25 protein-coding genes are annotated in these 24490 nt (G+C 58.9%); 10 read left to right on the top strand and 15 right to left on the bottom strand.

The window, feature by feature from the left end:
• Positions 1 to 12 precede the first annotated feature (12 nt).
• The 10 genes from CKV89_RS05520 to CKV89_RS05475 form a co-directional block, all read right to left on the bottom strand.
• Positions 13 to 795, bottom strand: a complete 783-nt coding sequence (locus CKV89_RS05520; RefSeq protein ID WP_028326946.1) for a nucleoside phosphorylase — start codon at positions 793 to 795, stop codon at positions 13 to 15.
• Entirely contained in the window at positions 792 to 1775 is a 984-nt protein-coding gene (locus CKV89_RS05515) for a bifunctional riboflavin kinase/FAD synthetase (protein ID WP_028326947.1), read from the bottom strand. Before CKV89_RS05515 ends, CKV89_RS05520 begins: the two co-directional genes overlap by 4 nt.
• Before the next feature lie 24 nt (positions 1776 to 1799).
• The gene (locus CKV89_RS05510; RefSeq protein WP_051277449.1) at positions 1800 to 2480 is read right to left on the bottom strand and encodes an FMN-binding negative transcriptional regulator; all 681 of its coding nucleotides are present in this window, start codon (positions 2478 to 2480) and stop codon (positions 1800 to 1802) included.
• Between the two features lie 47 nt (positions 2481 to 2527).
• Complete coding sequence (locus CKV89_RS05505; protein ID WP_051277451.1) at positions 2528 to 3052, bottom strand: ASCH domain-containing protein; 525 nt, start codon at positions 3050 to 3052, stop codon at positions 2528 to 2530.
• A gap of 49 nt (positions 3053 to 3101) precedes the next feature.
• Positions 3102 to 4175, bottom strand: coding sequence for a tRNA pseudouridine(55) synthase TruB (truB, locus tag CKV89_RS05500; RefSeq protein ID WP_028326949.1), 1074 nt, complete (start codon positions 4173 to 4175; stop codon positions 3102 to 3104).
• A gap of 3 nt (positions 4176 to 4178) precedes the next feature.
• On the bottom strand, positions 4179 to 4613 hold the full coding sequence (rbfA, locus tag CKV89_RS05495; protein ID WP_028326950.1) for a 30S ribosome-binding factor RbfA: 435 nt from the start codon (positions 4611 to 4613) through the stop codon (positions 4179 to 4181).
• A 264-nt stretch (positions 4614 to 4877) separates the two neighbouring features.
• Positions 4878 to 7856, bottom strand: coding sequence for a translation initiation factor IF-2 (infB, locus tag CKV89_RS05490; protein WP_095068489.1), 2979 nt, complete (start codon positions 7854 to 7856; stop codon positions 4878 to 4880).
• A 165-nt stretch (positions 7857 to 8021) separates the two neighbouring features.
• Positions 8022 to 8381 carry a YlxR family protein gene (locus CKV89_RS05485; RefSeq protein ID WP_084441009.1) on the bottom strand — a complete coding sequence of 120 codons (360 nt, stop codon included), beginning with the start codon at positions 8379 to 8381 and terminating at the stop codon, positions 8022 to 8024.
• A gap of 189 nt (positions 8382 to 8570) precedes the next feature.
• Positions 8571 to 9596, bottom strand: a complete 1026-nt coding sequence (gene nusA, locus CKV89_RS05480; RefSeq protein WP_028326954.1) for a transcription termination factor NusA — start codon at positions 9594 to 9596, stop codon at positions 8571 to 8573.
• Complete coding sequence (locus CKV89_RS05475) at positions 9596 to 10189, bottom strand: ribosome maturation factor RimP (RefSeq protein ID WP_051277453.1); 594 nt, start codon at positions 10187 to 10189, stop codon at positions 9596 to 9598. Before CKV89_RS05475 ends, nusA begins: the two co-directional genes overlap by 1 nt.
• Before the next feature lie 197 nt (positions 10190 to 10386).
• On the opposite strand from CKV89_RS05475, the gene CKV89_RS05470 reads away from it, so the two are divergent.
• Complete coding sequence (locus tag CKV89_RS05470) at positions 10387 to 11349, top strand: hypothetical protein (RefSeq protein ID WP_154657613.1); 963 nt, start codon at positions 10387 to 10389, stop codon at positions 11347 to 11349.
• Here the strand turns inward: CKV89_RS05470 and CKV89_RS05465 are convergent.
• The 4 genes from CKV89_RS05465 to CKV89_RS05450 are packed head-to-tail and all read right to left on the bottom strand — an operon-like array spanning position 11346 to position 13877.
• On the bottom strand, positions 11346 to 12158 hold the full coding sequence (locus CKV89_RS05465) for an energy-coupling factor ABC transporter ATP-binding protein (protein WP_028326956.1): 813 nt from the start codon (positions 12156 to 12158) through the stop codon (positions 11346 to 11348). The genes CKV89_RS05470 and CKV89_RS05465 overlap by 4 nt on opposite strands.
• Positions 12158 to 12913, bottom strand: a complete 756-nt coding sequence (gene cbiQ / locus CKV89_RS05460; RefSeq protein ID WP_028326957.1) for a cobalt ECF transporter T component CbiQ — start codon at positions 12911 to 12913, stop codon at positions 12158 to 12160. Before cbiQ ends, CKV89_RS05465 begins: the two co-directional genes overlap by 1 nt.
• The gene (locus CKV89_RS05455) at positions 12910 to 13242 is read right to left on the bottom strand and encodes an energy-coupling factor ABC transporter substrate-binding protein (RefSeq protein ID WP_028326958.1); all 333 of its coding nucleotides are present in this window, start codon (positions 13240 to 13242) and stop codon (positions 12910 to 12912) included. The genes cbiQ and CKV89_RS05455 overlap by 4 nt, the downstream gene beginning before the upstream one ends.
• Positions 13239 to 13877, bottom strand: a complete 639-nt coding sequence (locus CKV89_RS05450) for an energy-coupling factor ABC transporter permease (RefSeq protein WP_324603345.1) — start codon at positions 13875 to 13877, stop codon at positions 13239 to 13241. The genes CKV89_RS05455 and CKV89_RS05450 overlap by 4 nt, the downstream gene beginning before the upstream one ends.
• 290 nt (positions 13878 to 14167) lie before the next feature.
• Here CKV89_RS05450 and tpx point away from each other — a divergent pair, with 290 nt between their 5' ends.
• From tpx to argR, 8 genes are all read left to right on the top strand, one after another.
• The gene (gene tpx / locus CKV89_RS05445; protein WP_028326960.1) at positions 14168 to 14665 is read left to right on the top strand and encodes a thiol peroxidase; all 498 of its coding nucleotides are present in this window, start codon (positions 14168 to 14170) and stop codon (positions 14663 to 14665) included.
• Between the two features lie 121 nt (positions 14666 to 14786).
• Positions 14787 to 16568, top strand: a complete 1782-nt coding sequence (locus CKV89_RS05440) for a thioredoxin domain-containing protein (protein ID WP_157728085.1) — start codon at positions 14787 to 14789, stop codon at positions 16566 to 16568.
• A 382-nt stretch (positions 16569 to 16950) separates the two neighbouring features.
• Positions 16951 to 17271, top strand: a complete 321-nt coding sequence (locus tag CKV89_RS05435) for an arginine repressor (protein WP_051277457.1) — start codon at positions 16951 to 16953, stop codon at positions 17269 to 17271.
• 210 nt (positions 17272 to 17481) lie between these two features.
• The gene (arcD, locus tag CKV89_RS05430; RefSeq protein ID WP_197697070.1) at positions 17482 to 18933 is read left to right on the top strand and encodes an arginine-ornithine antiporter; all 1452 of its coding nucleotides are present in this window, start codon (positions 17482 to 17484) and stop codon (positions 18931 to 18933) included.
• Positions 18934 to 18982: 49 nt separating this feature from the next.
• Entirely contained in the window at positions 18983 to 20227 is a 1245-nt protein-coding gene (locus tag CKV89_RS05425) for an arginine deiminase (RefSeq protein WP_028326963.1), read from the top strand.
• 46 nt (positions 20228 to 20273) lie between these two features.
• Positions 20274 to 21290, top strand: a complete 1017-nt coding sequence (argF, locus tag CKV89_RS05420; protein ID WP_028326964.1) for an ornithine carbamoyltransferase — start codon at positions 20274 to 20276, stop codon at positions 21288 to 21290.
• Positions 21290 to 22216 (top strand): carbamate kinase, encoded by a 927-nt coding sequence (gene arcC / locus CKV89_RS05415; RefSeq protein ID WP_028326965.1) that lies wholly within the window; start codon positions 21290 to 21292, stop codon positions 22214 to 22216. Before argF ends, arcC begins: the two co-directional genes overlap by 1 nt.
• A gap of 96 nt (positions 22217 to 22312) precedes the next feature.
• Positions 22313 to 22846 (top strand): arginine repressor, encoded by a 534-nt coding sequence (gene argR, locus CKV89_RS05410; RefSeq protein ID WP_231935462.1) that lies wholly within the window; start codon positions 22313 to 22315, stop codon positions 22844 to 22846.
• Between the two features lie 5 nt (positions 22847 to 22851).
• Here argR and CKV89_RS05405 read toward each other — a convergent pair whose 3' ends face one another.
• Complete coding sequence (locus CKV89_RS05405; RefSeq protein WP_028326966.1) at positions 22852 to 23451, bottom strand: 1-acyl-sn-glycerol-3-phosphate acyltransferase; 600 nt, start codon at positions 23449 to 23451, stop codon at positions 22852 to 22854.
• Between the two features lie 130 nt (positions 23452 to 23581).
• On the opposite strand from CKV89_RS05405, the gene CKV89_RS05400 reads away from it, so the two are divergent.
• On the top strand, positions 23582 to 24427 hold the full coding sequence (locus CKV89_RS05400) for a VOC family protein (RefSeq protein ID WP_028326967.1): 846 nt from the start codon (positions 23582 to 23584) through the stop codon (positions 24425 to 24427).
• Positions 24428 to 24490: the final 63 nt, after the last annotated feature.

Genomic DNA, 24490 nt, shown 5'->3' with positions numbered 1-24490 from the left:
AACGATGATAATTCAGAGTTTGAGCGCCGCATCAAGAGCTGCATTCAACGCAATCTCCCGAAAACTGCTGCCCCAACCTCGCTGCTCGTGAACCTCCGCAGCCAAACTATCCGCCGAATAGAGAATCTGCCCAAACCTCACCCCACGGAACTGCGCCATCGCAGACAAAGCTGAGCACTCCATCTCGACAACCTCGCAGCCCTCCCCTCGACGAGCAATCACCTTTCCCGGAGTCTCACGGAAAAACCCATCCGTCGTCCATGTCGCAGCCTCCACGAACTCCAACCCCAACTCCTCAATCGCCTCGCCACACGCAGCACGCACCTGCGCATCCGTTTCTACCCACCGATCAGCAGGAAGGTAGTGGTACGACGTGCCCTCATCACGCAAAGCTTTCGTCGGAAGAATCAATGCCCCCGCCTCGTGAGGCACCAATGAGCCACATGACCCCACCGCCACAAGCGTATCTACGCCAAGCATCACTGCACGCTCAGCAACCGTCACCGACGCAGCCGCACCCACCGGCATATTCACTAGCGCAAGTTGCTCACCCTGGTACTCCCCCACCCACATCGGTACGACCCCAGCGATGAGATCAAACTCAAACCCCACCTGCCATCCCTGAGCCACCGCAAACTTCTGGACCACATCCCCGAGGAACGCCAACACAATCCGCCGCGGCAAAACCGGGTCATTACCAGCCTCAGCCGCACGATGCCCATCACCAACAAAATCACGCACATCTGCGTCATATTCAAGAAGCGGGACCTTGCCCCCAAAGAACTGGGAACTCATACCGACGGCACCACCGACGAAAGAATCTGCCTTGTCTGCGCCACATCCTGCTCCATGCACTCCAACAACTCCTCCACCGAGTCAAACTTCAACGTAGGCCGCAACATCTTCACAAACTCAACATTCACACGCTCGCCGTACAAATCCAGATCTGTTCGGTCAAGCACATAGGCCTCTACACGCCGCTGCGTGCCCTCAAACGTAGGATTCGTACCCACCGAAATAGCAGTCGGCAACATACGTTCAGTCGAACCAACCGGCATCCCCGGCCGAATCAACCACCCCGCATACACCCCATCAGCAGGAACAAGACCCTCACTGTCCGTACTCAAATTAGCTGTCGGGTAACCCAGCTCACGCCCACGGTGATCCCCATGAACCACCTCACCAGAGACAACATGCGGACGCCCCAGAACCTTGGCCGCCTCCCCCACCTCACCACGAGCAAGGAAATCCCGAGTCATCGATGATGACCACCGCTGCACAGCAGCCTCTGAGCCAGCACACACCCCCACGTCATCAAGAACCACCGTTTCGAATCCAAACTCTTCACCTAGCGCACGCATCGTCTCCACATCGCCCGCATTACGGTGCCCAAACCTACTGTCACGGCCCAGAATCACCGCCCTAGCGTGAAGACCCTCCACGATCACTTGCTGCACAAACTCCCGCGGACTCAACTGCGCAAACTCCGCAGTGAAATCCAAAACCAGCACGCCACCCAAGCCACTATCAGCCATCCGATCCAACCGCTGAGAAGTGCTACACACCATCTCCGGCGCATCTTCTGGACGGAGCACAGCCAATGGGTGCTGTGCGAATGTAATCGCCACGGAAGTCAACCCCCGCGACGCAGCCTGCGAATTCAAAGCGCTCAACACCGCTCGATGCCCCCGATGCACACCGTCAAAAGTTCCTATCGTCACGGCAGTCGGGCCGAGATCGGCGGGCAGATCAGATACCTGGTTCCAGCGCAGCACGACGACTACTGTATCGCCCGCCCTCTACCCTCTGCGCAGGCTACGCAACGTCTGAGCGCGCGCACGCGCCGCAGGCAACGCAACATCACGATAAATCGCAGCACACTGCTCATCTCCACGAGACTCAGCTCGACGCAAAAGCACCTGCACATCACTAGGTGCCTTGTTCTGCGCGAACTTACATTTGGCGACCACGCGCTCAATCGGAATCTCAACTCCCACCACTGCGCGCAACATCTTTTCGATGAAATCACCTGGAGCATCATCCGTGCGCCACTGCTCAGAAGACCCAGACTCAAACCTGTCACTCAACTGAGCCACATGTTCACGTAACCACACCGAATCCTCATGCAACAGCAAAGGCCCATATGCATGCACAACAACGTAATTCCACGTAGGAACAACCCGACCTGTGTCTTCATGCGACGGCAACCCAGCAGGCGAAACATACTCGTCCGGACCCCGAACAATAACTAACGCCTGCCCCCCTGGCTCCCGCCGCCCATAATCACGCACAATCGGGTTATTTCGCGCCACATGCATACGCAGCCTGCCCCACAGCGTTCCGTCATCAACCCACTGCAAAGGCAGAAAAGTCGCCTCAGGAACCCCATCAGTCACCGTCACCACATCAGCAGTCTGCGCAGACGCTATATACCCATGCACCTGCTCATCAGACATCCGAAAATGCGCCGGAACATACATAGCCACACGCTACGCCGCCCCACACACCCACCCGTTCTCAAAATTCCTTACGGGAAAAGAACGCGGAAACGCTCCAAAACCACTGGCATGTCCTCGGCGAAATCTCGACCATGAACAGCCTGATCAACAAATTCGCGACGGCGCGTACGCTTCCACGACGACACTGCCCCATCCCCTTCGCCTTCCGCGCGCACATGCTCAGCATCCACCTCATCAAAACGAACCACCCGCACCTGCGTCGTCACCACCAGCGCACGCGGATCGCCCACCCCATCAAGCACAATCCCCATCGCTCCCACCTGCGGCAAATCAGTCCCAGCCAATTCGTAATCCCACGCTGCGGCCGCCGTTGCAGTTTTCTTACCCTGCAAAATCAACTGAACAGCCAGATCTGCCTCCTCTGCTGAGGTACCAAAAGCCCACGCAGGAGGGCGCAAACTATCACCGGCATTCGGACCAAAAACCACAGGCACAGGATTCAACATTGCCCGCAGTTTTGCCTCCTCCCAGAAGGCCTCGATCTTCTCGCCTTGAGCATCTTCCAACAAGTGCTGCCCCTCCTCGACCTGCACTACGCACCTCACCCACAACGCATACACACCCTGAACACTGCCCCTGAAATCAAGGGGCAGAGAAAACCACCTCAGGCATCACACGCGACGACGATTCATCAAGAATCGCTACTAACTTCCCATCAGGACCAAATGCAGCAACTGGACCAACCCGCCCTGGAAGTTCTGCAGGAATACGAACCCCATGCGAAAGCTGCTCAGCCATATCTTTATCCAGCTCCCTAACCGGCATAGAAGCACGCGCCGCTTCTTCCAACGACACCAACGGCAAGCCAGAAGTACCCACCTGCGGATTATCACCATTGCGAGGAGCACCCGCAGCTCGCGCCCGCTCAAGCTCCTCCATGGTAGAAGCGCGGTCAAGCGTTATTTCCCCTACTCGAGTGCGCCGCAGCACCGTCAAATGACCACCGACGCCCAGCAAAGTCCCCAAGTCACGAGCTAAAGCACGCACATACGTACCCGAGGAGACAGTCACCTCAATATCAAGGAAAATAGCTGGAACAGGGTCAGCAGGAATAGCAGATACCGGCGCCAGAGAAGAAACCTCTTCGCCTCGTTCACGCCGATGAATCGCAGCAGGATCTTGTGCCTCCTCCTGCGGGGGAACTACTTTCCCACGACTCACCTGATGAACATGGAAAGCAGAAACCCGAACCGGCCTGCCCTGAAGAACAACTTCCTCTCCAGCTCGCGCACGCGTATACGAACGCTTCCCATCAATTTTGATAGCGCTCACCGTGCTAGGCACCTGAAGAATATTCCCGGTGAGAGAAGCAACAGCTTTGCGAATATCTTCATCAGACAGCGCCTCAATAGAGCCCGCTGGCGCCACGGAAGTTGCTACCCCTTCCGCGTCATCTGTCATCGTGCCAACACCAAGGCAAACCGTAGCGGTATACGTCTTATCCGCTCCGACGATGTACGTGAGCATGCGCGTCGCTTTATTCACTCCAACGACCAGCACACCCGTTGCCATCGGATCAAGAGTGCCTGCGTGCCCCACTTTGCGAGTGCCAGCAAGGCACCGGCACAGACCGACCACCTGATGCGAAGTCCATCCAGCGGGCTTATCAACTACGAGAAGCCCATCCCCCACCGTCGGGTCGATCTCGCGTGCCACGACTCAGTCTCGCTCCTCGTCAGCGCTCTCATGCTTGTACGGGTCAGCTTCTCCTGCGAACTGAGCGCCACGAGCCGCAGCCAGCTCAGCATCACGTTTACGCGTTTCCGTCAGCAACTCCTCGATATGCGCTGCTCCCTCAGGAAGCGCATCAAGCACAAATTCCAAAGTAGGAGTTAAGCGGATACCCAACCCCTTACCGACGTAGGAGCGAATGCGCCCCTTGTTCTCAGCCAACGCCTCAGCATTCCGTTCCCGCTCTTCATCATCGCCAAGAACCGAATAAAAGACCGTAGCCTGCTGAAGATCTCCCGTTACGCGCACATCGGTGATCGTGACCATGCCGATCCGCTCATCTTTGACTCGTTCACGCAACGCCTCAGCAACAAGAACCTGAACTCGATCTGCAACCTTACGGGCGCGTGCAGGATCCGCCATAACTTCCACCTTCCGTGCATTCCCGCAGTAGAACGCTTCCCTACGGGCTCTAACCGTCTCTATCTGCTAAGCACCGCGGGTAACAACCTCAACACAGTGCAGGTGCACACAGATGACACATCCTAGATGATCCTGATACCTGCCTGCCCAGGCCGTCCGATCGCACAAATCAGAACAACACCCTAGAAAATCCCATACGTACGGCCAGTGGCCGTGCCCTCGCAAGGACACGACCACCAGTTATGAAGGTTTTTACCTATCTCATCAGGTGCGAGGGATCTCGACCATCTCGTAGGTGGTAACCAAGTCGCCAAGCTGGATGTCGTTGTGCGAACCGAGGTTGATACCGCACTCGTATCCTTCGCGGACCTCAGTGACATCATCCTTGAAGCGACGCAGACCGCTGATCTCCAGCCCCTCAACGACAACCACGCCATCGCGGGTAATGCGTGCTTTGGAGCCCCGTTTGATCGTGCCCGACTGCACCAACGAACCGGCAATGTTGCCGAACTTGGAGCTACGGAAGATCTCACGGATCTCAGCAGAGCCAGTCTCGCGCTCTTCGTACTCCGGCTTCAGCATGCCCTTCAGAGCAGCCTCCACCTCTTCGATTGCCTGGTAGATAACCGAGTAGTAGTGGATGTCAACACCTTCGCGCTCGGCATATTCAGCGTTCTGACCTTCAGCTCGAACGTTGAAGCCGATGATGATGGCGTTAGAAGCCACAGCAAGGTTGATGTTGTCCATCGTGATGGCGCCGACACCGCGGTCAATAATCCGCAAGTCAACTTCATCACCGACATCAATCTGCAGCAACGAGTCTTCAAGAGCCTCGACCGAACCCGACACGTCACCCTTCAGGATGAGGTTAAGAGTGTCGACCTTGCCTGCCGCGAGAGCCTCGTTGAGATCTTCAAGACTGATCCGCTTACGTGCCTTCGCCAGGGAGGCCTGCCTGTCTGCTGCCTCACGCTTCTCAGCGATCTGACGAGCAGTGCGGTCATCAGGAGCCACGACGAAGGTGTCACCAGCACGCGGAACGCTAGACAACCCCAAGACCTGCACCGGACGTGAAGGCAAAGCCACATCCAGGTTGTTGCCGTGCTCATCCAGCATGGCGCGTACACGACCGTAGGCAGATCCGGTGACAATCGAGTCACCGACAGCCAGCGTTCCGGACTGCACCAAGACAGTGGCAGTAGCACCACGACCACGGTCCAGGTTGGCTTCGATCGCAACACCACGCGCATCTTTGTCGGGGTTAGCGCGCAGGTCCAAAGCAGCATCCGCAGTCAGCAGAACAGCTTCGAGCAAACCGTCGATGTTCTGGTTCTGCTTCGCAGAAACATTGACGAACATCGTGTCGCCGCCGTACTCCTCAGTGATGAGGCCATACTCAGCCAGCTGAGCGCGAACCTTGTCAGGGTTGGACTCCGGCAAGTCGACCTTGTTCACCGCAACCACGATCGGCACACCAGCAGCCTTGGCGTGGTTCAACGCCTCAACCGTCTGTGGCATAACGCCATCGTTTGCAGCCACGACCAAAATCGCGATGTCGGTGACCTTGGCACCACGGGCACGCATAGCCGTAAAGGCCTGGTGACCAGGAGTGTCAATGAACGTGATCTTACGTTCTTCACCCTCGAGATCAGTCGTCACCTGGTATGCACCGATGTGCTGGGTGATGCCACCGGCCTCACCCTCGATGACATGAGCATTACGAATAGCATCCAGCAGGCGCGTCTTACCGTGGTCAACGTGACCCATGACCGTGACCACCGGAGGCCGCGGCTCTAGGAGCTCGTCATCTTCGGCTTCAGCTTCGTTCTCAAGGTCGATACCGAAGCTTTCGAAGAGCTCACGCTCTTCATCCTCAGGTGAAACGACCTGAATGTCGTAGCCAAGCTCGGCGCCAAGAAGCTGGAATGTTTCCTCATCCAGCGACTGCGTAGCTGTAGCCATCTCACCGAGGTGGAACAGCACAGTCACCAATGCCGCGGGATCTGCATTGATTTTGTCAGCGAAGTCGCTCAGAGAAGCACCACGGCGCACACGGATGACCGTGTCACCGCTACCGCGAGGAACGTGCACACCACCAATAGAGGGGGCCTGCATCTGCTCAAACTCTTGACGCTTCGCGCGCTTGCTCTTACGCCCGCGTGCTGGCTTACCGCCACGTCCGAACGCACCCTGGGTACCGCCACGACCGCGGAAGCCACCGCCTCCGCCACCGCCACCGCCGGGGCGACCGCGGAAGCCACCGCCGCCACCGCTACGGCCGCCACCGCCACGCGTGGGGCGTTCTCCTGGACGCGGCACCGCTGCAGACTGCGGCATCATTCCCGGGTTAGGACGAGGTGCTCCAGGACGGGGTGCTGGACGTGCCCCACCTTGACCGCCTTGGCCGCCCTGACCACCGCGACCTTGAGGTGCGCCTTGTGCGCCACGGTTACCGCCTGGACGAGGACCGGGACGACCGCCCTGACCTTGGCCGCCCTGACCGCGGCTACCACCGGGGCGAGGCATGCCCTGGCTGGACGAGAAGGGGTTGTTCCCAGGACGAGGCCCACCTTGGCCGCCCTGACCGCGGCTACCACCGGGGCGAGGCATGCCCTGGCTGGACGAGAAGGGGTTGTTCCCAGGACGAGGCCCACCAGGTCGCGGACCGCCGGGCTTAGGTGCACCCGAGCGTGCTCCTGGCTTGGGAGCCCCACCTGGCTTAGGAGCGCCACCTGGCTTAGGGCCTGCTCCTGGCTTGGGAGCCCCACCTGGTTTAGGAGCCGCACTTGGCTTAGGAGCCGCATCCTCAGCAGAGGCAAACTGCGGCTTCTCTGGTGCGGGCTTAGGCGTAGGCGCTGGAGCCTGCGCGGCTTCGGGTGTCTCCGCAGGAGCCGGCGCCGACTCAGGCGCGGGCGCGGCGGGCTTAGGCGCAGCGGGCTTAGGGCCAGGCGCGGCAGGCTTGGGCGCAGCAGGCTTAGGCATGTGCGCACCAGGCTTCGGCGCAGGCTTGGGAGCGCCTGGCTTCGGTGCAGGTGCAGCGGGCTTAGCCGGAGCGTCAGCAGCGCCTTCGCTCAGCTTTTCCTTTGCACCTGGGAAGGTGTCCTTGATTTTCCGTACTACAGGTGCCTCGATCGTCGACGAGGCTGAGCGAACAAACTCGCCCTGTTCCTTCAAATGGTTAAGCAGTGTCTTACTCTCGACTCCAAGCTCTTTTGCAAGCTCGTAGACCCGAACCTTGGCCATTCTCTCCTCAATCTGTGGTCCGAGCCCCGAGTCGAGGAGGCGGCCTTCGAAAGGTCCGCCCGAGACGACATGTTCTCGGACCGCGTTAGTGGGTGCTGCTCATCGCTGAGTACTCATCGGATGCTCATCAGCGTCGAACCCGCTTTCGGTCATTTCGGTGATCCATCACTGGATCTTGTGTGTTCCCGTAGCTTCCACAGCAGAAACCACGTGATCGGCTTGAACAGCCAGAAAAGCTTCTACCAGCGCGGTATCCACCGCAGACCCGGCACGCAAAGCTCTGCCTACTGCACGTCGCCGAACAGCCAACTCCCAACACCGCGGCGTGGCATGCAACCACGCACCACGGCCGGGCAGCTGGCCTGCAACATCTGGTCGAACACGCGTGGTGCCTTCCGTCTCGTCAAGAACAAGACGAAGCAGCTGCGCACGTACGTCGCGCTGCCGACACCCCACACAGGTACGTACCGGACCATCAACGGATGGACTATCCAGCCGTTGCAGTTCCTTTTTCAGGCCGCCCATGTACGCACCGCCCAGTTGCTGCGCCTCCACCAAGAGACCAGAGACATCGGAGCCCCAGGTGAAGGGAAAAACCAATTAGTTGGCCATGAACAACTCGGCATCAACCTGTACATCTTAACGCGCTGTCCCCTCTTTGACACATGCGCAGGCTGTGGCTCATGCCCACACAGGTATAAGCCACAGCCACTTTTACTCCCCGTCAGGAGAAGCCACAGACATACTCTGCGGTGTCTCCGGAGCAGTATCCGGACGAATATCAATTCGCCACCCAGTGAGCTTGGCCGCCAAACGAGCGTTCTGCCCTTCTTTACCAATAGCCAAAGACAATTGATAATCCGGCACTAATACACGAGCAGCATGTGCGCGCGGATCTACGATCTCGACCGACGTCACCCGAGAAGGCGAAAGAGCAGCAGCAACAAACTCAGCCGGATCCTCCGAGAAATCGACAATGTCGATCTTTTCTCCACCCAACTCATTCATCACCGCACGCACACGCGCACCCATCGGGCCAATACATGCGCCCTTAGCATTTACATCACGCGACTTAGACCACACAGCCATTTTGGTGCGATGACCCGCCTCACGCGCCAACGCCGCAATTTGCACCGTGCCGTCACCAATCTCCGGCACCTCCAACGCAAACAATTTCCGCACCAAGTTCGGGTGTGTCCGCGACAAACCAATCTGCGCACCTTTAGGGCCGCGCTTAACGCTCACCACATAACACTTGATCCGATCACCGTGCCGATAACGTTCGCCCGGAACCTGCTCAGCTGCAGGAAGCATTCCCTCAACCGTCCCGAAATCCACCAGAACATTTCGACCCTGGCTCTGCTGGACAACCCCCGTGATGATGTCGCCCTCGCGACCACGGAAATCGCCCAGAACCGCATCATCTTCAATGTCACGCAAACGCTGCATGATGACCTGACGAGCCGTTGAGGCCGCAACCCGACCAAAATCATCCGGCGTGTCATCAAACTCCGGCCCCGGTTCACCACGGCTGCCATCTTCCAGAATCGGAGCCTCTTCACGCGCCCACACCACCACGTGACCCGACTTGCGATTCAGCTCAATCCGCGCATTCCGATACGAACCATCCGTACGGTGATACGCCAACAACAGCGCCTGCTCGATGGCAGGAATAAGGACGTCCATCGAGACGTCCCTCTCCCGCTCCAACAAACGCAGAGCAGCAAGATCGATGTCCATCAGTTGTCCTCCTCATGGCTCGCGAAGTCGACCTCGACATTCGCGTGGGTAATGGATGCAAGCGGCACGAGTACATCGGCAACCGGCTTGGGCTTAGCACCCGGGCTCGAACGAATCGGGTCAGGAGCGATTTCCAACGCCTCCCGAGTAACACTCAACAGCCGACCAGTCGCCTCGACCACGCCAGCGGCATCAACAGAAAGACCATCAGGAACCTCCACCCCCGCAGCAGCAAACCTCACCCGCAATTTACGCCCCACATTGCGGCGAAACTGATCAAAACGCTCCAGACGTCGACCAATCCCCGGGGAAGTAACCTCCAACGTATAGGGCATCTCACCCATAACATCGACCTCATCCAACGCAGCCGCGAAATCCCGCGTCACCTCCGCCACCGCGTCCATATCCACACTCTCCACCCGCGAAGTGGCGTCATCAGCTTCAAGACCACTGATATCCGTGTCAACCACCACAGCCAACACACGACGGCGACCAGCAGGCGTCAATGTCACCGCCTCGACCGTTAAGCCATGCGGTTGCGCACACCGACTAGCAAGCTCAGTCAATGTAGCGATCCGATCGGTGTCAGTCATTACGCACCCCACGCCTATCCGATTGTGGTGATCCTATTGTGGTCAGAAAAAACGCCGCCGTAACCGCTGAAAAACGCGAAAACCCAGCCTCACAACCAAGCCAACGCCCCAACCTCAGCCAGCACAACAACGCCAATGCCCGGACCACTGTACCGGGCATCAGGGACGCGACCTATCTAGATGCCATGATCGTGCACGTGTCTGACCAAGCAATCCACTCGCACAACACCGCTCCTACCCGCCGAAACTTCCTCCGCGCCACAGCAACCGCCGCACTCACACTTACCGGAACGTTCGCCCTCAGCAGCTGCGGCCTGCGCTGGGAAGCCGACGCTGGCGACCTACCCTTCCTCCCCCACGAAAGACACCCCACCACCGAACTACTCACCACCGAACTACAACACGTCACCACCGCATACCACGCCTGCATAACCGCCGGAGCCACCCCCCTCGTCACTCTCCACGAAAAACAACTCCACGCACTACGCGCCAGACTCACCAGCCTGCACGCCACACCCCAAACACCCCCACCACCACCCCATCCCTCCACCAACCCCACCCCCCAAGACCGCGCCGCAGCAGCCCAAGCCCAACTCAACGGCCTTAACCACACCCCCAACAACACCACCGCCTGGTCAACCGCCACCCCACCAGACCTCCTCCTCATCGGGTCCATCCACACCGCCCGCGGCACCTTCGCCCGCCTCCTACACAACAAATCCGAAACCACCCACCCCACAGACGGGTTCACCCAACTACCCACCAACACCGCACAAACGATCTATCAACACGCACACGCCACCCGCTACACCCTCGAAATCGCCGCAGCCCGCACCACCGACAAAACCCGAACCACCGCAAATGCCGCACTCACCACCATCAACCAACTCATCCACGACCTCACCCACACCGCCAACATCACTCCCACCCACGCACCCCCCCTGGGATACCCCCACAGCCAACCCACCACCCCAGCACAACTCAGCCACACCGCCACCACCGCACTACACACCCTCACAGACACGCTCATAGCCGCTTTACCCACCGCAGCCAAAACCAGCACCACCTGCTACAACGCCACCCGACGACGCGCCACTGCCCTCGAAACCCACGCCACCGAATGGGGCTCACAAGCCCGCCCCCTACCCGGAATCGCCTAAAAACGCCCCCTAGCCCGCAACACCTCCACGACATCATCCAAAGAACGCGGCAACGGATCCACCTCCAAACCCAACCGCGACACCAACTCCAAAACCCACGGAACACGCACCCTAGACCCCTGCCCCAAAACCTCGGCAACCGGGCCACAACACACCTGGCCACCGGAAACAACCGCCCCAACATCCGCCCACGCCAACGCCCAATCAACATCATGCGTAGCCACCACCACAGTCGTCCCCGCCGACTCCAAACGCTCCAACGCCACCACAAACTCATCCACCTCAGCCGAATCCAACCCCGCAGTCGGCTCATCAAGTAACAAAAAACGCGGCCGCATCGCGACCGCACCAGCAATCGCCACCCGCTTACGCTGACCAAACGACAACGCATGCGTAGGCCGGTGTGCCAAGTCAGCAATATCCAACAACGACAACGCCTCCTGCACCCTCTCCCTCGCCTGCGCCACCCCCAACCCCAAATTCACCGGTCCAAAACTCACATCCCGATACACATCCGCAGAAAACAACTGATCATCCGGATCCTGCAACACCAACTGCACCATCTGCCGATGCCGGCGCAACCCCTCCCTACTTGGCCGCAAAGCCACCCCATCAACCAACACCTGACCCGACGAAGGCCGCAACGCCCCCGACAACAACCTCAGCAACGTTGTCTTCCCACACCCATTTGCCCCCAACAACGCCACCCGACAACCCACCGGCACCACAAAATCAACCCCCGACAACACCCCCAACTCGCCATACCCAAACGACACTGACCGCGCAGCAAGCCCCACAGAACTATCCATCACCCAAACACTCCCTCAACCCCCAAACCCAGCAACACAACCCCCACAACAACCACAACCGAAACCACCACAAACCTCCACGACCGCACCCGCAACGGCTCCAACGTCACCAACTCATCAACAAACCCCCGACCAGCCAACCCCGACTCCAACCGCACCGACCTCGACCACGCACGCACCATCACAGACCCCATCAACCCCGCCGCCGACCTCGCCGCAGCCCTACGCGACACATAAACTAACCTCGCCACCTGCGCAGAAGTCACCGCCTCCACCGACTCCACAAACACAAAAACAAGCCGGTACATCAACCCCGCCACATCCACCAACGCAGCAGGAACCCCCAACCGCTGCAACGACGCCAACACATCAACCATCGGCGTAGTAGCCCCCAACACAAACACCGCACACGTCCCAGCAACCCCACGCACCAACGCCACCCACGCCGAAGCTACAGACTCAGCCGTGACCGACACCACCAAATCACCCCCCACACTCACCGCCACCGTCAAAGCCCCCACAACCACAAACCCCACAGGAACCCGCAAAGCCCGCACCAACAACCCCACCGGAACCCGCGCAGGCCCAGCCAACGCCGCCACCGACACCACCGCAGCCACCACACCCACCTGCCACGGCAAAGCCAGCACACACCCCAACAAACCCAACGACAACACCGATTTATCCCGCACACAACGCCGCCGCCAAGGACTACCCCAGGCAGCGGCGTCAACAGCAAACCCGTAACCGCTCACTCCTTCTCTACCTCTACACCTGCTACCACCGACCCCCTCCGCCGCGCACGCTCACGCAACACCCCGAAGCAATACCCAAACAACACACCACCAGCCGCAGCCTGCACCGCAAACAAGCCAGACTCCACCTCACCAGACTTCGGTTCAAAAATCGGCTCAAACCACGGTTGCACACCACTGTCAGCAATCATCTGCGTCACCACAGAATCCGTGCCAGCAAACGATTCCTCACCACCACCAGAACGCCCCGACCCCACCACAAAACAACACACCAACAAAGCAACCAACACCCCACCCAACACCCAACTACTCACCAATGAGCGCTTCATCGCACAACCTCCACAGACCCCTGAACATCAGAAACCTTCGAAGCCACGCCCAACCCCCGCAACTCCGGCAAAGCCACCCGACCCAACCACCGGAACACCAAAACACCAACCACACCCTCAGCCAAAGCCAACGGCACCTGCGTCAGCGCAAAAACCCCCAAAAACTTCACCGCAGAACCCATCACACCCGAAACAGCATCTGGGTATGCCAACGCCAACTGCACGCTCGTAACGCAATACGTAGACAAATCCGCCAACGCCAACGCAGCGAAAACACCAACTTCGCGCCCCACAAACCGAAACACCGACCACGCCGCAGAACCCACCCACGGCCCCACCACACCCATCGAAAACACATTGGCCCCCAACGTTGTCAAACCACCGTGAGCCAACAGCAAGGCCTGAAACAACAACACCACCGTTGATAAAAACGCCATCACCGGCGGCCTAAACAACACCGCACCCAACCCAGTTCCCGTCGGATGACCAGAACTACCTGACAAACTCGGCAACTTAATCGCAGACAAAACAAACGTAAACGCCCCCGCAGCGCCCAACAACACACGATTCTCAGGACGCTCACGCGTCTCAATCAACACCGCCCGCGCCCCATGCACAACAAACGGAGCCGACACAACCCCCCCACGCCACACAGTGGCCAACAGGTAAAAACCCCTCAGCGATATGCATTGCTACCGACCTCCCGAGAACCAACGACCTCTCGAAACGAAACGGAACGAATCTTTGCTTAAACCCCACCCGCACAACACGCGAATACAAGCAAGCAACGACACGAGTAGCCCCGGATCACAACGGTCTACTCACAACTCCCGCTCTGACCTACCAAGCATGTCACCGCGCCCTCCAGCAAACACACAGCAGAACAATCTGTCGCATCACATCTGGGTCTGTTAGAAACGTGCCTATGGCACAGATCACCCTCGGCGGTAACCCCATCAACTCCATTGGCTCCCTGCCCACCAACGGCACCCAAGCCCCAGCGTTCACCCTCACCGCAGCCGACCTGTCTGACATCAACCTCGACACATTCAAAGGTCGCCGCATCGTCCTGAACATCTTCCCCAGCATCGACACCGACGTCTGCGCCGCATCGGTGCGCCAGTTCAACGAAAAAGCAGCCTCACTCGACAACACCACAGTCCTAGCCATCTCCATGGACCTACCCTTCGCCCTGAAACGCTTCTGCGGCGCTGAAGGCATCGACAACGTCACCTCCGCCTCAGCCTTCCGTTCCACCTTCGGCCAGGACTACGGAGTCACCCTCACCGACGGCCCCCTCGCAGGACTGCTCTCCCGGGCCATCGTCGTCATCGACACCGACGGCACCATCATCCACACCGAACAGGTCCCCGAAATCGGCCAAGAGCCCAACTACGAAGCAACCCTTAAAGCTCTCGCCTGACCTAAAAACACCAACAGCCAGTGGGGGTGGGGGAAGCACACACATGCTTCCCCCACCCCCACTGGCACATCCACCCGCCTCAGCATCGCGCCCGCAGCGCCACCTCACCTACCGTGTAGGCATGCCAAACTGCCTCGCCGACGCACTCTCCCCATATCTACGCCAGCACGCCGACAACCCCGTTGACTGGTGGCCGTGGTGCCCCGAAGCATTCGAAGAGGCACGCAAACGCGACCTTCCCATCCTGCTATCCGTCGGATATGCCTCCTGCCACTGGTGCCACGTCATGGCCCACGAATCGTTCGAAGACCCCCAAATCGCAGGAGTAATGAACACTGCCTTCATCAACATCAAAGTCGACCGCGAAGAACTCCCCGGCGTCGACTCCGTCTACATGACAGCAACCCAAGCACTCACCGGCCGCGGAGGCTGGCCAATGACCGTTGTCATGACCGCCGACGGCGAACCGTTCTACGCCGGAACTTACTTCCCCAAACAGCAATTCCTCACCCTGCTCACCCAACTCGCTGAAGCTTGGGCAGGTAGCCGCGAAGAAGTCAACGCCAGCGCCTCACGCATCACCACCGCCCTGCGCGAATACCAAGGCACAACCCCCACCACTTCGGGAATCGACGCACCTACCCTCCACGAACAACTCGCTGCCGCCGAAGAAGCCATCGCAGACGAAATCGACTGGGAAAAAGGCGGCTTTACAGGAGCACCGAAATTCCCGCCATCGATGATCCTCGACTGGCTACTACGCCATCACGACCGCACCGGCACACCCCGTGCCCTCCACGCCATCGAAGTCACCACCGAAGCCATGGCACGCGGCGGCATATTCGACCAACTCGCTGGAGGATTCTCCCGCTACTCCGTTGACGAAGACTGGGCCGTACCTCACTTCGAAAAAATGCTGTACGACAATGCCCAACTCCTGAGCATCTACGCCCGCCTAGCAGAAAAAACACACTCACCACTTGCCACCCGCATCACCACCGCCACCGCCGAGTTCATGCTCAATGAGCTACGCAACGCCCAAGGTGCCTTCGTCTCCTCTCTCGATGCCGACACCACCTTGCCCGGAGGAGGCACCTTCGAAGGGTTCACATACATCTGGACGCCCGCCGCCCTTAAAGCCGTACTCGATGATGATGGCCCTCGCGCCGCGGAACTCCTTTCCGTCACCGAAAAAGGCACTTTCGAAAACGGAACCTCCACCCTCCAACTCCACAACGACCCTGACGACACCACCTGGTGGGAACAAACCCGGCAACGCCTCCTTGACGCCCGCCGGCTACGACCACAACCGGCCCGCGACGACAAAGTTATTGCCTCCTGGAATGGCCTAGCCATCACTGGACTAGTTGATGCAGCACGCTCCCTGCAACGTCCCGACCTCATCACCGCCGCCGAACGCGCCGCAGAAGCCATACTCACCACACATGTCGAAGGACTAGACCACCCTGTGCGGGTAAGTCTCGACGGCAACCGTAGCGATGCACCCGCGACCAGCGACGACCTGGGCAACCTCGCAACCGGACTGCTGCATCTGTATTCAGCAACACAAGAACAGAGATGGGCCGACGCCGCACGCCTCCTGCTCGACGAAGCAATCGCCCACTACAGCGACGGACACGGAGGTTTTGTTGATATCCCTGACCACTGCCCCCAGCTCGTCATCACCCCCCAGACCAGTGGTGACAACGCCGAACCTTGCGGACAGTCAGCACTGGCCGGAGCTTTAGTGACGTACGGAACGCAATTCAACGAACCCACCTACCGAGAAGCCGGAATTGCGGCAGTCGCAGCAGGACTCAACCTCGCTGAAACCCAACCCAGATTCGCTGGCCACTACCTCGCCGTAGCTGAAGAAATCCATCGCGATCACAGCAACGCCTAGCCACAAGCCTTCACACAATGGTGAGTGGCGGTAACCAAAAGTGCATTGGTTACCGCCACTCACCATTTCACTACCAATAAATCTCGGTATACCTAAACCGCATGCACTTCCCCCCACCGCGCATCCTCAAAAAGAGTTCAAAAATATTCATCCATATGATGAATTAATCAAATAAAACGCACCTAAAACCCCGCCAAGGTATACAAATTACGCCTCGAAATGAGCGAAAAACAACACTCAAGCAATAAAATGTCGAAAATCACATTTACACCGCTCCTTGCCAGCTACCCCCTTCACCACCTCGAGAGATACCCAGCCAAGAGGACTAGCCTGGCCACGCTTTCCATGCACCCATAAAGCAACACAACCGGAGCACTCAACCATGGACGACGACACGACCAGCCTCCCGAACCCAGGCACGCGCTGGACCCGTCACGGCATTGACCCCACTGAACCACTACGGGAACAAGGACTCTGGTCCTCGTTCCAAGTTATTAACCACCGCATCCTCATCCGCACCGTTGCCGGAGGAGCCAACTACGTAGCGCGCGCCGTCGATCGCGCCAACTTCCCTGGAACTCTTGGCACTATCGCCGGAAATGACTCAGTCCTACTCATCTGCACCGACCACTCCACAGCCAAGCAGCTCATCAGCCCACTCGGCGACCTACTAGGCCCCCAAATCAACATGAGCACCCTCTGAAACAGCAGGAATATAAATACCTGCTAGCGATCCATCCGACCCCAGGAGAAGCCAAATGAACTGAAAACCACATCTATACGCGTGTATATTTTCATATGTATACAGGGGCGCGGTAATAGATTTATACGCTAATTACCTATTCAAATCCCCATAAAACCCACTATGTTTACGAAGTCACCCCACTTCGCACCCCACGAAGGAGTGGTCCCCGTGTCCACACACACAGCCGACACCAACAACACAGCACCCACCAACATTAAACCAGACACAATCTCCGTCACCGCCCTGACCGCACTCGTCATCGGCTCGATGATCGGCGGCGGGATCTTCTCCCTCCCCTCCCAAATGGCCAGCGCAGCCGCCCCCGGCCCCCTCATCATCGGCTGGATCATCACCGGCTTCGGCATGCTCATGCTCGCCATGGTCTTCCAACGCCTAGCCATCTCCCGCCCAGAGATCGACGCAGGCGTCTACGGATACGCAAAAGCCGGATTCGGTAACTACACCGGCTTCTCATCAGCCTGGGGCTACTGGCTCTCCGCATGGATGGGCAACGTCGGCTACATGGTCCTACTCATGGCAGCCCTTGGTGTCTTCTTCCCCGGATTCGGCGACGGCAACACCCGCCAAGCCATCACAGTAGCCTCCATCCTCGTCTGGGTCTACCACTTCCTCCTCCTACGAGGAATGCGCGAAGCCGCCTTCATCAACCTCGTCGTAACCATTGCGAAAATCCTGCCCCTGCTCGTCTTCATCATCATCGCAGTCATCTCATTCGACGCAGGCATCTTCTCCGCAGACTTCTGGGGAACCGCCGACACCAACCTCGGCTCCACCCTCGACCAAGTCAAAAGCATGATGCTCGTCACCGTATGGGTCTTCATCGGCGTCGAAGGCGCATCAATCTTCTCCGAACGCGCACGCACCCGCTCCGACGTCGGCAAAGCCACCATCATCGGCTTCGTCTCCGTCCTAGCACTACTGCTATTCGTCAACATCCTCAGCTACGGCATCGTCCCCCGCACCGAACTAGCCAACCTCGCCAACCCATCCCTGGGCAGAGTACTCACCGCAGCAGTCGGCCCCTGGGGCGCTAAAATCATCGCCTTCGGACTAGCCATCTCCCTCATCGGAGCCCTCCTGTCCTGGTCCCTCATGTGCGCCGAAATCCTCCGCGCCCCCGCCCTAGACAACACCTTCCCCGCCTGGTTCGGCAAAGCAAACAACAACGGCACCCCCGCCGGCGCCATGTGGCTCACCAGCATCTGCGTCCAGCTCATGCTCATCTGGACCCTGTTCAACTCATCCACCTACACCCAACTCGCCCTCCTAGCCTCAGCACTCATCCTCCTGCCCTACCTCTTCTCCGCAACATTCCAACTACTCGAAGCTTTCCGCGCCAAAGAAAACCGCTCTACCGCAGCCATCCTGGTCGGCCTCCTAGGAACCATCTACGCCTTCTGGCTCCTCTACGCAGCCGGCCTTACCTACCTGCTCTACGTAGGCCTCTTCTACCTCATCGGCACCCCGTTCTACGTCGTCGCACGTAAAAAATCCGGCCTCAAAGTATTCGACAAGATCGACACCATCGTCTTCCTCTTCTTCCTCATCACCTCCATATACGCGATCTGGGGCCTAAGCACCGGCCACCTATCACTCTAAAACCCCACCCACACCAGCCACACCCGTGACACGCACGAAAGGAAACGTCATGGCCGAAACCACCAAAGGCGTCTGGTCAGAAGCTGGAAAACTACGCAGAGTCATGGTTTGCCCACCCGGACGCGCCCATGAACACCTCACCCCCACCAACTGTCACGGCCTACTCTTCGACGACGTCCTCAACGTCTCTCAAGCACAAAAACACCACGCACAATTCGTCTCACTCATGGAAGAACGAGACATCAAAGTCCTGAACTTCACCGAACTACTCGCCGACGTTCTCAACACACCCGAACACCGCGCCTGGATCCTCGACCGACGCGTCACCCACCGCACCATGGGCTACGGAGTCTCCGAAGACCTGCGCGCCTGGATGGACGAACTACCCGCCAGCGAACTCGCCGACTACCTCGTCGGCGGCCTGGTCTCCGACGAAGTCCCCCAAGACCTCTTCGGCAGCGGCATCAAGCCATACCACGTCAACACCAACGAACCAGAACTACTCATCGCCCCCCTACCCAACTCAATCTTCACCCGAGACAACTCCGCCTGGATCTACCAAGGCGTCTCCATCAACTCCATGTTCTGGGGCGCCCGCAGCTGGGAAAGCACCCTGGTCAAAGCCATCTACCAATTCCACCCCGAATTCAACTACGACTTCCCCATCTGGTTCGACGCATCCGAAGGCAACCAAGGACACTCCTTCATCGAAGGAGGAGACATCATGCCCATCGGAAACGGCATCGTCCTGGTCGGCATGGGCGAACGCTCCACCTACCAAGCAGTCTCCCGCCTAGCAAAAGGCCTTTTCGAAGGCGGCGGCGCCGAACGCGTCATCGCAGCACGCATGCCCCGCGACCGCGCCACCATGCACCTAGACACCATCTTCACCTTCTGCTCCCGCGAAGTCGTCAACGTCTACGAACCCGTCGTCGAACAACTCACCGCCTTCTCCCTGCGCCCCAGCGACACCGCACGAGGAGGCATCGAAGTCACCCACGACGAAGGCAACTGGATCGACGTCGTCAGCGACGCCCTCGGCACAAAGCTCCACCCCATCTCCTCCTCCGCAGGCCGACTCGGCTCCGAACGCGAACAGTGGGACGACGGAAACAACGTCGTCGCCCTCGACGACGGCGTCGTCGTGGCCTACGACCGCAACCACTCCATCAACGACAACCTCCGCAAAGCCGGCATCGAAGTCCTCGAAATCCCCGGCTACGAACTCGGACGCGGACGCGGCGGCGGCCACTGCATGACCTGCCCCATCGACCGCGACCCCATCAACTACTAACCACGACTTACCACTACACACCCCAAAACCACCGAAAGGACCCCCCATGGCAAAGCACGCCCTCCACGGACGCCACTTCCTCAAAGAACTCGACTTCAGCCGCGACGAATGGCTCTCCCTACTCACCCTCGCCGCAGAACTCAAAGCAGCCAAAAAAGAAAACCGCGAACAGCACTACCTCGCCAACAAAAACATCGCCCTCATCTTCGAAAAAACCTCCACCCGCACCCGCTGCTCCTTCGAAGTAGCCGCCCACGATCAAGGCGCAAACGTCACCTACCTCGACCCCAGCGGTTCCCAAATGGGCCACAAAGAATCCGTCGCCGACACCGCACGCGTCCTTGGCCGCTACTACGACGGCATCGAATTCCGCGGCAAGAAACAAGAACACGTCGAACAACTCGCAGAACTCTCTGGAGTCCCCGTCTGGAACGGCCTCACCGACGAATGGCACCCCACCCAGATGCTCGCAGACCAACTCACCATGCACGAACACTGCGGCAAAGACTACAAAGACATCACCTTCGCCTACGTCGGTGACACCCGCAACAACGTTGCCAACTCCCTCCTCATCGCCGGTGCCCTCATGGGCATGGACGTCCGCATGGTTGGCCCCAAAGAACTCGCCACAGAAGAGTCCGTCCGCGAAGAAGCAGAACGCCTCGCCAAAGAAACCGGAGCCACCGTCACTATCACCGACGACCCCACCAAGGGCGTCGAAGGATGCGACTTCATCTACACCGACGTATGGGTCTCCATGGGCGAACCCAAAGAGGTTTGGGACTCACGCATCGCCCAACTCAAGCCCTACCAAGTCAACAAAGAACTCATGGCCGCCACCGGCAACCCCAACGTCAAATTCCTCCACTGCCTCCCCGCCTTTCACGACCGCAACACCACCGTCGGCGAAGACATCTACCAAAAGACCGGCATGGAATCCCTCGAAGTCACCCACGACGTCTTCGAATCAGACGCCTCCGTCGTCTTCGACCAAGCAGAAAACCGCATGCACACCATCAAGGCAGTCATGGTCGCCACACTCGGAGAAGGAGAGGGACTCTAATGCGCATCGTCGCCGCCCTCGGAGGCAACGCCCTCATGCGACGAGGACAATCCCCCGACGCCAAACCCCAAATCGAAAACGTCAAACACGCCGCAGCCGTACTAGCCACCCTCGCAGCTGAACACGAACTCGTCCTCACCCACGGCAACGGCCCCCAAATCGGTGTCCTCGCCCTCGAATCCATCCACGACGAGCGCCTCAACGACCCCTACCCCTTCGACACCCTCGGCGCCGAAACCCAAGGAATGATCGGGTACTGGATCCTCCAAGCACTCCAAAACGAACTACCAAACCACAAAATCTCCGCACTCATCACCCAGACCGAAGTCTGCGCCGACGACCCGGCCTTCAACAACCCAACCAAATTCGTCGGCGAAATGTACACCCAAGAAGAAGCCGAAAAACTCGCCACCACCTACGGCTGGACCGTCAAACCCGACGGCAACGGCTACCGCCGCGTCGTCCCTTCCCCCCAGCCCACCCGGTGCGTCGAAATCGACACCATCCGCGCCCTTATCGACGCCGGAACCACCGTGGTGTGCGCAGGCGGCGGCGGCATCCCCGTCATCCGCGACGAGAACAACAAACTCACCGGAATCGAAGCAGTCATCGACAAAGACGCCACCGGACGCATGCTCGCCGAACACGTCAACGCCGACGCATTCCTCGTCCTCACCGACGTCCCCGCCGTAATGACCGACTTCAACACCCCACAACAAAAAGAAATCCACCGCTGCACCCCCCAAGACCTACGCAGCCTCAACATGCCTGCCGGCTCCATGGGACCTAAAGTCGACGCAGTCACCGCATTCGTCGAAAACACCGGAAAAATGGCCGCCATCGGACGTCTCGAAGACGCCGTAGCGATCATGGCCGGCACCGCCGGAACCATCATCACCCCCACCGGCGAATACCCCAATAACTAAACAACCAAATCTAGGGCAGGTCACGCACACCACACGTGACCTGCCCTACCAAAACCCCTCCTACCCACCACCAAAGAAAGGCGCTACCAGATGGACATGGCCGCCCGAACCAAAGCGGCACGCCACCGACTCATCGCCCGCATCATCAGCGCCACCCATATCCACTCACAACGAGAACTCAGCAAATCCCTCGAAGCCCACGGCGTCATCGTCACCCAAGCCACCCTCTCGCGCGACCTCAAAGAAATGCGCGCCACCAAAATGCGCGCCGCCGGAGGGGCCCAGGTCTACGTCATCCCCGAAGCAGGCGCACCCGGACAAATGCGACTCGAAGACGGAAGCGGACTCACCTCACGCTTCACCCAACGACTCTGCAAACTCACCGCAGACCTCGTTGTCTCCATCGCCTACGCCCACACCGACGTCGTCCTGCAAACACCACCCGGCGCCGCACAACTACTCGCCTCAGCCATCGACGACGCAATGCTCCCAGGCGTCCTGGGCACAGTCGCCGGAGACGACACCATCCTCATCCCCGCCATCGACGAAGAATCAGCCGCCCGCATCGCACACCAATTCGTTCACCTCTCATCCGCCGAAGCTCCCAACAACGGACGCATAAACCACTAACCCCTTCACCCCTCACACAACCGCAAATCCCCCTCGACCTCATTACGCAACTTCACCCGCGACTCTTTACCTGCCCTCCACCCCGTCATTCCCTCATAAAAACCACGAATCCGATCCATATCCGCAGCCACATCCCCCGTTAGCTCAAACGTTGGGCCCAAACCACCTACTCGACGCCGCATATCCACAAAACCACACGTCACCGGAACACCAGCAGAACGTGCAATCCGGTAAAACCCACTCTTCCAAAACTCCGTCGCAGAACGCGTCCCCTCCGGAGCAATCACCACGCACACGTTCGGGTCAGACAACATCGCCGTGATCTCCTCAACCACACCGATAGGCCGCTTCCGGTCGATTGGGATACCCCCCAACTTGCGAAACAACCAATCAAACGGCCCCACAAAAAACTTTTTCTCCACAATCGCCCGAACGTTATATCCCGTCGCCCAGGTAAACCCCAACAACAAAACCGGATCCATATAGCTGGTATGCGGAGCCACAATCACAAACGGACGATGCTTCCCCGGATCCTCATCAACCAAGCGAACCCTCGCCGCCGCAAGAATCGCCCGGCCGAACAACACACGAACACGTAAAAACATGACGACACCCTAGGCGAAACACACCACGCCCAATCCCGCCCCTGCACCGCAACCACCCCCTCAGGTGCCACCGTGGAAGACAAACACCCATCACACTCCGCGAGCACAGGCACAACGAAGGGAATCTGAAATGAACACGCCCATCGCACACACCGACGGCAGCCCCATCTGGATGGACCTAGGAACCCACGACATCGACGCAGCCACCGCCTTTTACCACGCCATCTTTGGATGGAAATTCAGCAACACCGGTGACGACTTTGGCCAATACCGCATGATCCGCTCCAACAACGCAGCTATCGGCGGAGCCATGTCCACTCTTATCGGCCCAGAAGGCCCCCTGACCGAACCGCACTCCCCCACCGCATGGGGTATCTACCTCGCCACCACCGACATCGAAACCACCCTTAGCCGTGCAGAACAAGCAGGCGCCAGCATCGTCTTCCCCGCCATGCCAGTAGGCGAACTCGGATCCATGGGGCTCATCAACGACCCAACAGGCGCCACCATCGGACTATGGGAACCAGGTAACTTCAACGGAATCGAAGCAACCGCCGCACCAAATGTGCCTGTATGGTTCGAACTCGTCACCAACGAATTCGACACAGCCCTGAACTTTTACTCCACTGCCCTGGGCTGGACCCCACATTGGATGACCAGCGCTACAAGCAACGACAACATGCCCACATACACTCCCACTCCCCCAGAAAACCCCTCCATACGCTACGTAATTAACCACACTCCAGCAGGACCCATCGCAGGCATGTGCGAAGCCCCATGGCTCACCACCCCCATGTCTTCCTACTGGCGCATGTACGTCGGCGTCACCGACACCGACGCAACCATCACAGCCATCACCGAACAAGGCGGCACCCTACTCGATGGCCCCATCAACTCACCCTTCGGGCGCGTAGCCACAGTCACCGACCCTCAAGGCGCCGCTTTCCAGATCTGCTCTGTCCCGCCCAAAAAATAAACATCCACATACAGAGTGCTCATTCTGAACAACACACAGCTATAAAACTGGGAGTAGTGACTC

The organism is Dermatophilus congolensis (assembly GCF_900187045.1).
GTDB lineage: Bacteria > Actinomycetota > Actinomycetes > Actinomycetales > Dermatophilaceae > Dermatophilus > Dermatophilus congolensis.
This window is presented reverse-complemented; position numbering and strand designations above follow the sequence as displayed.